This is a genomic window from Enterococcus caccae ATCC BAA-1240 (assembly GCF_000407145.1).
Taxonomy (GTDB): domain Bacteria; phylum Bacillota; class Bacilli; order Lactobacillales; family Enterococcaceae; genus Enterococcus_L; species Enterococcus_L caccae.
The window spans coordinates 1,052,791-1,064,431 of sequence record NZ_KE136472.1 but is presented as its reverse complement, the minus strand read 5'-3'; the positions used below and the strand labels follow the sequence as shown (position 1 = coordinate 1,064,431).

11 protein-coding genes are annotated in these 11,641 nt (G+C 35.2%); 9 read left to right on the top strand and 2 right to left on the bottom strand.

The features are described 5' to 3' along the window. Positions 1 to 11: 11 nt before the first annotated feature. A complete protein-coding gene (locus I580_RS04750) occupies positions 12 to 224 on the bottom strand; it encodes a ferredoxin (protein WP_010772440.1) in 213 nt (70 codons plus the stop codon). Positions 225 to 263: 39 nt separating this feature from the next. Between I580_RS04750 and I580_RS04745 the strand changes: the two genes are divergently transcribed. The 5 genes from I580_RS04745 to rpsA all read left to right on the top strand — a co-directional run bounded on the left by I580_RS04745 (position 264) and on the right by rpsA (position 5,577). Next, complete coding sequence (locus I580_RS04745) at positions 264 to 1,295, top strand: helix-turn-helix domain-containing protein (protein WP_010772441.1); 1,032 nt, start codon at positions 264 to 266, stop codon at positions 1,293 to 1,295. Next, positions 1,292 to 2,734: a RecQ family ATP-dependent DNA helicase gene (locus I580_RS04740; RefSeq protein ID WP_010772442.1), complete on the top strand. Its 1,443-nt coding sequence runs from the start codon at positions 1,292 to 1,294 to the stop codon at positions 2,732 to 2,734. The genes I580_RS04745 and I580_RS04740 overlap by 4 nt, the downstream gene beginning before the upstream one ends. A 79-nt stretch (positions 2,735 to 2,813) precedes the next feature. Further along, a complete protein-coding gene (locus I580_RS04735; protein WP_010772443.1) occupies positions 2,814 to 3,362 on the top strand; it encodes an SAG1386/EF1546 family surface-associated protein in 549 nt (182 codons plus the stop codon). 122 nt (positions 3,363 to 3,484) lie between these two features. Beyond that, positions 3,485 to 4,153 (top strand): (d)CMP kinase, encoded by a 669-nt coding sequence (gene cmk, locus I580_RS04730; protein ID WP_010772444.1) that lies wholly within the window; start codon positions 3,485 to 3,487, stop codon positions 4,151 to 4,153. A gap of 212 nt (positions 4,154 to 4,365) precedes the next feature. Continuing rightward, entirely contained in the window at positions 4,366 to 5,577 is a 1,212-nt protein-coding gene (gene rpsA / locus I580_RS04725) for a 30S ribosomal protein S1 (protein ID WP_010772445.1), read from the top strand. A gap of 109 nt (positions 5,578 to 5,686) precedes the next feature. Here rpsA and I580_RS04720 read toward each other — a convergent pair whose 3' ends face one another. Continuing rightward, a complete protein-coding gene (locus I580_RS04720; protein WP_010772446.1) occupies positions 5,687 to 6,463 on the bottom strand; it encodes a helix-turn-helix domain-containing protein in 777 nt (258 codons plus the stop codon). Positions 6,464 to 6,719: 256 nt separating this feature from the next. On the opposite strand from I580_RS04720, the gene I580_RS04715 reads away from it, so the two are divergent. From I580_RS04715 to I580_RS04700, 4 genes are all read left to right on the top strand, one after another. Then, positions 6,720 to 8,057 carry an aldehyde dehydrogenase family protein gene (locus I580_RS04715; RefSeq protein ID WP_010772447.1) on the top strand — a complete coding sequence of 446 codons (1,338 nt, stop codon included), beginning with the start codon at positions 6,720 to 6,722 and terminating at the stop codon, positions 8,055 to 8,057. A gap of 164 nt (positions 8,058 to 8,221) precedes the next feature. Next, positions 8,222 to 9,532, top strand: a complete 1,311-nt coding sequence (der, locus tag I580_RS04710; RefSeq protein WP_010772448.1) for a ribosome biogenesis GTPase Der — start codon at positions 8,222 to 8,224, stop codon at positions 9,530 to 9,532. 247 nt (positions 9,533 to 9,779) lie between these two features. After that, positions 9,780 to 10,055: an HU family DNA-binding protein gene (locus tag I580_RS04705; RefSeq protein ID WP_010761417.1), complete on the top strand. Its 276-nt coding sequence runs from the start codon at positions 9,780 to 9,782 to the stop codon at positions 10,053 to 10,055. Between the two features lie 260 nt (positions 10,056 to 10,315). Then, a complete protein-coding gene (locus I580_RS04700) occupies positions 10,316 to 11,131 on the top strand; it encodes a hypothetical protein (RefSeq protein ID WP_010772449.1) in 816 nt (271 codons plus the stop codon). Positions 11,132 to 11,641 lie beyond the last annotated feature (510 nt).

Below are 11,641 nucleotides of genomic sequence, written 5' to 3'. Positions count from 1 at the left end.
TGACTTTTTCTTTATTTTTCTATGATCTCTATTGCACGAACTGGACATTTACGGTACGCTGTTAACGCATTGTTCCTTTCATTATCGGGAACAAATTCTTGATAGGCGTTGCTATCATTTTTTAAAATGACGATTCCATCATCATTATAATCAAAAATTTCTGGCGCATAAACTTGGCATAGACCACAAGCAATGCATTTTTCAGGAATTATTTTACATAACATATGAGCACATCCTATTCTGTTTTTGAAAGAGGTGAAAATATGGAACCTTCCTTCATTTTAGCTTTATTTCAGCACGGATACAAGGCACGGACATCCACTTTATATCATCTTTTGAAGGGGAAGCGAACAAGTTCCGTATTATTGTATGGCTTTATTTATGAAAACTTGCGTTTCTTTCAGTTATTTCCCGCGCTGTCGGAAAAACAATTTAATGCGATTTTAGATGAATTGATTGAACAAAAATTACTACATCAAACTTCTGATGGAGAGGTTCAAATCACTACTCATGGCTTAGAGAGTGTGAAGCGTGATAGTCGCTCGTTTTGGTGGCTCGACAATTATCGATTTGGTAAAACCGACGAGACGATTTGGCGTTTACTCCAATTTACAGTGCAGGTCATCTCCAATTTATCGTATAGTCATAAGGAATATATTCCACTTGAGCAATCGCCATTGTATCAAAAACGAGTGAAAATGTATATACAATCGATGCCTAAAGTTCGATTGATTGAAACCGTCAAAAAAGAATGGACTGAGATATTTTCTCTGCTCCCTAAAGAAGAGGCAGATTTTTTTGCGCAACAATTTTCAGGATATAAGAAAATTGGAAAGACCTCGTTTCAATTAATGGATAGTCAAGATACTTCGTTTAACCGTTTTTTGAGCAAGAAAGAACGGCTGCATCATTTATTAGATACGATTTTAGCGATACCAGAAGATCGTTTTTTAAAGTCGCTAATTACGCAATTAGTCGCGCAAAACGATAATAAAAGTATGATGGAAACGAGTTTTTATCTAAAAACACAGCTTACGATAGAAACGTTGGCTTTGCAAAGGAACGTTAAAGTAAGTACGATTAAAGACCATCTTATGGAGTTGGCCTTAACAAAAGACTTTCCGTTTGAACGTTTTATATCTCAAAAGACCCAAATGTGTCTATTTGACATTTCGAAACCTTATCAAGAATGGACATATCGAACACTAAAACAAATCAACCCAGAACTTGACTACTTTGAGTTTCGCTTATATCAAATTCAAAAACTTAGACAAGAAAGAGAAGCTAGCCAATGACAATCAATCTTGAGCATGTATTACAAAAAAAATTCAAGTTTAATGCGTTTAAACCTGGGCAAAAAGAAGTAATCGAGCAACTGTTACAAAATCAAGATACCTTAGCTGTTCTACCTACAGGAACAGGTAAATCATTATGTTATCAATTTGTCGGACAACTACTTGCAGGAACAGTGATCATTGTTTCACCTTTACTTTCTTTAATGGAAGATCAAGTGATTCAGCTTCAAAAAAAAGGTGAGTCAAGTGTTATCGCCTTAAATAGTAGCTTGTCTTTTTCAGAAAAGCAATATGTTCTACATCATTTGAGCGACTATAAGTATATCTTGATCAGTCCAGAGACTTTAGCACAACAAGAAGTTAGGAAAAAAATGGCTACATTAAAAATTGCTTTGTTTGTAGTAGACGAAGCACACTGCGTTTCTCAATGGGGAGTTGACTTTAGACCCGAATATACTAAACTGGCTAAGATTCAAGTAGAATGTGGAAATCCATTAACGTTAGCTTTGACGGCTACTGCAACGCCGGCAGTCAAACAAGAAATCGTCAAACAAGTATTCACCCATAAAAAGGCGATTTCCGAAGTGATTTTTTCAGTAAATCGTCCCAATATTGGCCTGATTGTCAATCAATGTACAGAAAAGAAGGAGGCATTGATTTCTTATCTGATACAGCTAAAAAGTAAAGGAATTATTTATTGTGCCACCAGAAAAACAGCTGAAAAAATCAATCGTCTGATCAAAGAAGAAACGAGTTTGAAATCAGCTTTTTATCATGGCGGATTGACTGCAAATGAACGTAGCTTATTACAACAACAGTTTGTAGCCAACCAACTAGATGTTTTATGCGCGACGAATGCTTTTGGTATGGGAATCGATAAGCCTGATGTGCGTTTTGTTATTCATTATGATTGTCCAGATAGCTTAGAAAACTATGTGCAAGAAATTGGTCGAGCAGGTCGAGATGGTCAAGCAAGTGTTGCGATTTTACTTTATCAAAAAGGAGACGAGTCTGTTCACTATTATTTTCAGTCAGAAAGTCGGCTTGATCGAGCACTTTTAAATGAGTTAACATCCTATCAAATAGATGATCGTGAAATGTTATTACCTGGATTAAATGAAATACAGCAAAAATGGCTACAAGGATACTTAGAAAAAGAGTATACACTCGATGAGCTTGAACAAAGATTATTAAGAAAAGAGAAAGAACGTCAACAACAATTAACTGTTATGTTAGACTATATAAAGCAAGCAAAATGCCGACGTGTGTTCATTCAACGGTATTTTTCAGAAAAAATCGATGGAAATATTCAAGAAAATTGTTGTGACAAATGTGGCTTATCCTTTGACAATTACAAAGCGCGAATAGTACAATCACCAGAAGAAAACGAAATCTCCGAACAGTGGGAGGATATTTTAATAAGATTATTTAAAGAATGAAAATAATCTTTTTTTAGACTGCAGTTGATAAAAAGCTGTGGTATAATAGCAAACGAGAGAATTTTAGGAGGAACGATACGTGAGTAAAAAAGATAAGAAAAAACCATCAGGTGCACGTGAACCTTGGGAGCAATCAATTTATGAAACTGATAAAAATACTGGAGGCTCCCGCTCAGAAAAAAGACAACAAAAAAAGGGCAATACGGTCTTTCTAACCATCTTAGTAATTCTGTTACTATTGATTATTTCTTTACCAGTAGGAACCTATCTCTATGTGATGAGAGATAAACCAAATGATAATAAAAATGCTAGTCAACCTTCATCATCTGTGGTGGTTCAATCCTCAACTAAAAATAGTTCGACACAACCGTCATCTTCTAATACTGAGGCTTCGCAAGAACAGCCAGCATCTTCTTCAGAAGTTGCGACTGATGGACAAAGCAGTGCAGAGACGACTCCAACAAGTGAAGCATCAGAGCAAGCTGCTGTTTATACGGAAGTGCTAAATGGAGAAGGACCAAACCAAGTGGCAGCGAGAAACGGTATAACGACAGACGAATTACTACAATTGAATGGCTTGACTTTGAATTCTATGTTACAGCCTGGTCAATCGTTACGTGTCAAATAACAAGAATCGAGAGAACAGCAATTGTTGATACAATTGCGATCCCTCGTTATTAAGGGTCTGAAACAAAACAACGAATGTTTTGTACAGACTCTTTTACTATGTGATAAACAAAGGAGTTCGTTATGAAAAAAATCAGTATTGCCATCGATGGGCCAGCCTCTTCTGGCAAAAGTACAGTTGCGAAGATTTTAGCTAAAAAATTAAATTATATTTACTGTGATACAGGAGCCATGTATCGCGCTTTGACCTATTTAGCCATTAAAAAAAATATTGATTTTGAAGATGAAAAAGCGTTGAGCAAGCTATGCTTGGAACATACGATATCATTTAAACAGACAGAAAAGGAACAATTAGTATTTATTGACCAAATCGAAGTGACGGAAGCAATCAGACAACCAGATGTAACGAATGCTGTTTCGATTGTGGCAAAGCATGGAGCTGTTCGTGAAAAAATGGTAGAACTTCAGCAAGCGATTGGCCGCACAGGTGGTGTGGTGATGGATGGTCGTGATATTGGAACTGCCGTATTACCTGATGCGGAAGTTAAGATTTTCTTAGTGGCAAGTGTGACAGAACGGGCGGAGAGACGCTTTAAGGAAAATCAGGAAAAAGGAATCAAAACGGATTTTGAGACATTAAAAAAAGAAATCGAACACCGCGATTTTCTTGATTCTACTAGAGAAGTCTCTCCTTTAAAACAAGCGGTAGATGCTGTGAAAATCGACACTACTGGAATGAACATTGAAGAGGTAGTTACTGCAATTGAAGCAGTTATTTCAACTGAAGTTTAAGCTTTGTTGTTGTTCATCCAAATCGTTTGTTTAGAAAGTATCACTGCGTAAAAGTGATACTTTCTTTGTCTTAAAGCAAGAAAATATCTTCTTCTCTCAAATAAAAAAAAGAAAATGAGAGAAATCGCTTTATTTTTTTAGTAAAATCCCGTACTATTAAAGGAGTAGGTCAGTTTTTTACGAATTTTTTGGTGGCATAGGAGGATATATTCATGACAGAAGACAAAAAAGTGGAAATCAGCAATGAAACAATGGAAGATGCAATGAACAGTGTCCAAGAAGTAAGCGTTGGAGACATCGTCAAAGGTGAAGTGCTTGCAGTCGAGGACAAACAAGTCGTTGTTGGTATCGAAGGTGCAGGCGTGGAAGGCGTAGTACCAGCAAAAGAATTATCTACAACACAAGTAGAAGATATCAATGAATTAGTAAAAGTGGGGGACATTTTAGATTTAGTTGTCATCACTTCAATCGGCAAAGATAAGGAAAATGGTAGCTATTTGCTTTCAAAACGTCGTTTAGATGCTAAAAAAGTTTGGGAAGAGATCGAAGAAGATTTTAAAGCAGGTAAAATTATCGAAGCACCAGTTACAAATGTTGTAAAGGGTGGGTTAGTTGTTGATGTGGGTGTCCGTGGCTTTGTTCCTGCATCAATGGTAGAAGATCATTTTGTTGCTGATTTTTCAGAATATAAAGGTCAGACATTGACGTTTAAAATCATTGAAATCGAGCCTTCAGAAAATCGCTTGATTTTATCTCATAAAGCTGTTGTTGCAGCTGAGAAAGATTCTAAAAAGAAAGATATTTTAGTGACACTTCATGATGGAGATATCGTTGAAGGTAAAGTTGCACGTTTAACTGATTTTGGTGCGTTTATTGATTTGGGTGGTATCGATGGATTAGTCCATGTTTCCGAAATTGCGCATCAACATGTAGGCAAACCAAGTGATGTATTAACTGTTGGTGATGATGTTAAAGTTAAGATTCTTTCAATCAATCCAGATGAAGAACGTGTGTCTTTATCTATTAAAGACACGTTAGCTGGACCTTGGGAAGATATTGAAAACAAGGCAGCAGTTGGAGCTATCTTAGATGGAACAGTCAAGCGATTGACAAGTTTTGGTGCTTTCGTTGAAGTATTCCCTGGTGTTGAGGGACTAGTTCACATTTCTCAAATTTCGCATAAACATATCGCAACGCCTCATGAAGTATTACAAGAAGGCGATGCGATTCAAGTGAAAGTATTGGAAGTTAATCCAGAAGAACACCGTATTGCATTGAGCATCAAGGCGTTAGAAGCTAAACCTGAATCTCAAGAAGAACCTAAAGAGGTTCAAGAGTATGAGTTGCCAGAAGAAAATACTGGTTTCACAATGGGAGATATTCTAGGTGATGCGTTAAAATCACAAGATTCTGATTCAGAATAATCATAATAAAGATAATCAGAGCGAAGGGATTCCTTCGCTCTTTTTCAATTCAAGGAATAAAAGCCTCACCAACTATACAATTTTAGTTGGTGAGGCTTTTATTATAGTGTTAATTATAGATTATGCGTAAATCTGCAGGAATATGTTCCCCTCGATATTGTTTGCGAAATTGGTGAGGAGATTGTCCTACTTTTCTTTTAAATAATTTACTAAAGTAAGTAGCGTCGATATAGCCCACTGTTCCAGAAATTTCTGTAATTGGTTCTTCTGTTTTCATCAATAATTGCTTAGATTTTTCAATCCGGTAAGCAGTGAGGTAATCAATGAAGTTCATGCCAACAGCTTCTTTAAAAAAGCGGCTAACATAATGACGATTTAAATGCATGATATCGGCTAAAGTAGTCAAGTTTATTTCCTCATTGTAATGCTCATGAATATAATCCAAAATTGTATTAATTTGCTCTTTTGCGAGAACAGTAGGCTTATTATTTAATACATCCATTAAAGAGACCTGATTTAGCGCCTTCACACAACGATCGATAGCGAATTTTAACTCATTAAAATCTACTGGAGTTATCAAATAATCAATCACACCACATCGCAATGCTTGATGAATACTTTGAAAGTTATCTCGTTTTGTTAAAATAATCACTTTGATATTGGGTAACTGTTGAACTATTTTACGTTTTACAATAAAACCATCAACATCTAAATGGTCAATCGCAATCAAAAGAATTTCTGGTAATAGTTTTTCAGTGATAGCCAATGCTTCCACTTCTGTTTCAGCAGGAGGTAAAACCTTTATATTCATAAATGAATCATTGATAAATCGTTGAAGAGTTTGTTGCTCTTTTAGATCATTACTGACAATCAATAATCGACACATAAGTAAACCCTCTTTTCTTCGATGAGATAATAGTCCTTTTTGTTTGTGAAATATCTTTTGCTAATTCTATAATACCTTGAATAAATTCAGCTTTCAAGTGCTATTGTTTGTGAAAAAAATTCGCGAATAGGTAAATTTTGTCCATAATCTTCTTAAATTATTCCCTAACAAATTGCCTTAAATAGATTAAAATAAGTTTGTAAGCGTTTAAATCATTAGTGGAGGATAAGCCACAAAAAATAGAGGAGTGTTCAAAATGACTGAATTAAAAGTAAAAGAAATTGAAACACTAGTTGACACAGCAAAGAAAGCACAAGCGAAATATGAAAACTATACACAAGAACAAGTAGACTTGATTGTGAAAAATGTTTACCAAAAAACACTTGATAATGCTGAGGAACTAGCACTTTCAGCACATGAGGAAACTGGTTTTGGAAAAGTATCTGATAAAATCATCAAAAATACTTTTGCAAGTGAACAAGTTTATGAAAGTATTAAAGACTTAAAGACTGTGGGCATAATCAATCGTCGTAAAGAAGATAAGATCATAGAAATTGGAATTCCTTTAGGTGTTGTAGCAGGGCTGATTCCATCCACAAATCCAACAGCTACAGTTATTTTTAAGGCTTTGATTGCATTAAAAACTAGAAATGCCATTGTTTTTTCTCCACATCCTAAAGCATTAAAATCTATTTTGATGGCAGCTGACATCATTGAGAAAGCTGCAGTTGAAGCGGGAGCGCCAGCAGGGTTAGTTCAGGTGATTCATGAACCTACATTAGATGCAACAAGTGCGTTAATGAAGCATGAGGATATTTCGTTGATTCTTGCTACAGGTGGTAAAGCAATGGTGCAAGCAGCCTACAGTTCTGGAAATCCAGCAATCGGAGTAGGACCTGGAAATGTCCCTGTATTGATCGATGCAACAGCTGATATTGTGCATGCGATTGATTGTGTAGTCAGCAGTAAAACATTTGATAATGGTATTATTTGTGCCTCAGAGCAAGCACTTGTAGTGGATCGATCTGTAAAAGAAGCAGTTATCGAGCAATTGAAAGCGAAGAAAGCCTACTTTATGGACGAAGAAGAATCGGCAAAAGTCAGCCAATATATTTTAAGAGAGACGGGAACATTAAATCCAGATATTGTTGGGAAAAGTGCAGCAGATGTTGCCAAATTAGTTGGGATTTCTGTACCCGAAGAAACTTCTATTTTGATTTCAGAACAGACTGAGATCGGCCATCATAATCCATACTCTAGAGAAAAATTAACACCAATCTTAGGGTTATTTACAGTTGACTCTTTTGAAGCAGGCGTACAAACTTGCAAAGCCTTACTTGCTAATGAAGGAACAGGTCACACTGCAGTGATCCATACAACAACAGATGCTAATGCCGAAACCTATGGCTTAGAAATGAGAGCTTCACGTATTTTAGTCAATACTTTAGGTGCTTTAGGTGCAATTGGTGCAACAACAAAACTAGCGCCGTCAATGACATTAGGTTGCGGTGCAATGGGCGGAAGCAGTACAACTGATAATGTAACAGCGTATCATTTAATGAATGTGAAACGAATTGCGTATGGTGTTGAATAAAATGATTTAAATTAAAAAATCTTGTCATTGTCAAATTTGTTAAGTGACAATGACAGGATTTTTTTTGGCGCTTTAATTTACTTAATTCACTAGTTTTTCTTGCATCTTAGACAAGCTTTAGGTAAACTAGTAAAGATTGAAAACTTGTCAAGGAGGTAATTTGAATGGCAAATCCAACAATTGCAATTGTCGGGCGCCCAAATGTAGGGAAATCGACGATTTTTAACCGTATAGCTGGTGAAAGAATCTCTATTGTAGAAGATACACCAGGTGTGACTAGAGACCGTATTTATGCTACTGGAGAATGGTTGGGACGAGAATTTAGTATTATTGATACAGGTGGTATCGATCTAAGTGACGAACCGTTCATGGATCAAATCAAGCATCAAGCTGAAATTGCGATCGAAGAAGCAGATGTGATTGTTTTTGTAGCGAGTGGTAGAGAAGGTGTTACAGATGCAGATGAATTAGTAGCGAAAATTTTATACCGTAGTAATAAGCCAGTGATTTTAGCTGTAAATAAAGTAGATAATCCGGAAATGAGAAATGAAATTTATGAGTTTTATTCTTTAGGATTAGGAGATCCATTTCCAATTTCAGGAAGTCATGGACTAGGAATCGGAGATGTATTAGATGAAGCAGTCAAACATTTCTCTACTGAAATCGAAGAAGAGGATGAAGATACAATCAAATTTAGTTTGATTGGGCGTCCAAATGTTGGGAAATCGTCATTGATCAACGCAATTCTTGGGGAAGATCGTGTGATTGTTTCAGAAATCGAAGGAACGACACGTGATGCAATTGATACGCATTTTGAATCTGAAGATGGTCAAAAATTCTTGATGATCGATACTGCTGGTATGCGTAAACGAGGAAAAGTCTATGAATCAACTGAAAAATACAGTGTGATGCGTGCGATGCGTGCGATTGAACGATCAGACATTGTTTTGATGGTGTTAAATGCAGAAGAAGGTATTCGTGAACAAGATAAGAAAGTCGCTGGCTATGCGCATGAAGCAGGTCGAGGAATTATTATCGTTGTCAATAAATGGGATACGATTGAAAAAGAAACAAATACGATGCGTGATTTTGAAGAAGAGATTCGAGAAGAGTTTCGTTATCTAGATTATGCGCCAATTATTTTTGTGTCTGCATTAACAAAACAGCGTTTAAATAAGTTACCTGAGTTGATTGAATTGGTCAGTATGAACCAAAACCTACGAATCCCGTCTGCTTTGTTGAATGATGTTGTTATGGATGCCATTGCAATCAATCCAACGCCAACAGATAAAGGCAAGCGTTTGAAAGTTTTTTATGGGACTCAAGTAGCGATCAAGCCGCCGACATTTGTTATTTTTGTGAATGAAGAAGAATTGATGCATTTTTCATATGCTCGATTTTTAGAAAATCAAATTCGTAAGGCCTTTACATTTGAAGGGACACCAATCAAAATTATCCCAAGAAGACGGAAGTAGCGCATTTTACCACACTTTTTTCAAATGCACAAATAAATTCATTGAGTTATAAAAAAAAATGATAGTTTTAGAAAAAAGTGGTTAAAACGCATCAAAAACCTTGCTATTACAAGCTTCCTATGATATCGTGATAACAGAATATTGATCCAATTCAATATTTGTACGTGATTTTTGGACCACTCAAAAATAAGCGTAAATTCGATATCTTTTAGATATCCTATCCCTTGTGGAGGAGGTGAAATAATCCATGGCAAATAAAGCAGAATTAATCGAAAACGTTGCATCTTCAACTGGTTTAACTAAAAAAGACGCAACTGCAGCAGTGGATGCTGTATTTTCAACAATCCAAGAATCTCTTGCTAAAGGTGAAAAAGTTCAATTAATCGGTTTTGGTAACTTTGAAGTACGCGAACGTGCGGCTCGTAAAGGACGTAACCCACAAACTGGTAAAGAAATTCAAATCGCTGCAAGTAAAGTACCTGCGTTCAAACCAGGTAAAGCGTTGAAAGATGCTGTTAAATAAGACAGTTCTTAGAACCCTTGATTAGTCAAGGGTTCTTTCTTTATTTCAGAGATAACTAGTAAATATGACTAGAAAGAAAATGGGATTTTTATTATTTAATAATAGATGTGGTCTAACTTTTATAATATATAAGTGTTTTTAATCAAATTTAAAGAAAAAAATGATTAATTGTGAAAACTAAATATTCAAAATTAGATATAATCGAAAAGCAAAATATGTTATGATTTTTTTGAAACAACTATATATTTAGGAGTGGTAAGATGAAAAAGTTTATAAAATGTTGTGGGGTATTAGGAATTATCGGGTTGAGTTTAATTGGAGGGGCACAGGCTTCTGCTTATCGTGATGAAAGTCGAGATATGCAGCCATATGCATATATTCCAGATCCATCTTTAAGAAACCAATTGTTTGATTTGATTGATCGAGGCAATAATGACTTATTCAACAATTATGGTTTGTTTGAGAAAAATGATTTAAAAAAAGCAACCGGATTGTTGGATTCTGAATCAAGTCCATTTAGCTTAGAAGGAATTCAGTTTTTAAGTAATCTAGATAATTATGCTATGGATGGTACACTGGCTGTTGATTCTAGACCACTTAGTCACTTGGGAAATGTTAAGACTTTCGAAGATTGGGGTAGTCCTTCTTTTTCAATTGATTATTTAAAGTCAATGGCTAAATTAGAAGAGTTAAACATAACGCTTACTAATCTTGAAAACCAAGATGAAAAGTCTCTGGCACCAATTTTAGATATATCTGTTTTGAATACTTTAAATAATTTGAAATATGTTCGAATAGGATCAGAAGAACGATTCTACCCAACAGTTGTATTAAAAAAAGGGATGAATCAATATCAGCTAGTAGATCCAGTTATTTTGTCAAAACAATTTGATGGAGTAACGGTTGAGTATAAATCAACGGATGCGAATTTCACCTATGATAATGGTATCATGACTTGGAAAGATTTAACGAGCGATACGACTAAATTGAAATTTTCTTGGTCAGCTGTAAAAAAAGATGGAGATAATTCCTATTCATTTATAGGAGAAGCAACGATTCCTATTCTATGGAAATGATAAAAAAATCATATGTGGTTAAAACATATTTAAACTTTATTTAGAAAAAGCGTTTAAAAGACTGTGTCTTTTAGACGTTTTTTTGTACCTTGGCTGAGCAGGGATAGATTGGATGGCAAATAAAAAAGCCAATCTTCTCAGATTGGCTTAACAGATAACGAATAATTAGCTATGTCTAAAACAACTCGTTTAACTATGAACAATGGAAACTTCTAATTATTCAAATCAGACTGAATCACTCTGTTTCTTAAAACACTAACTTTTAAAGAATTGCGCTATTTTTCATTAGAAGTTAGCCGTTTTCTGAAACAAGTTAAGTATAAACAATAATTAAGAAGTTTTACCTATGCAAATTAGAATTTATATACTAAAATAATGAATCAATAATGCCCGTTCTTTAAGAAAAATAAAAGAACAATTGTCTTTAATTGCGGATCATTGCTTTTTTAGAAATAAAAATCATCCCTCTTTCTGTTTTTCGCTGACTAATGGTAAAATGTAAGAGAGGGG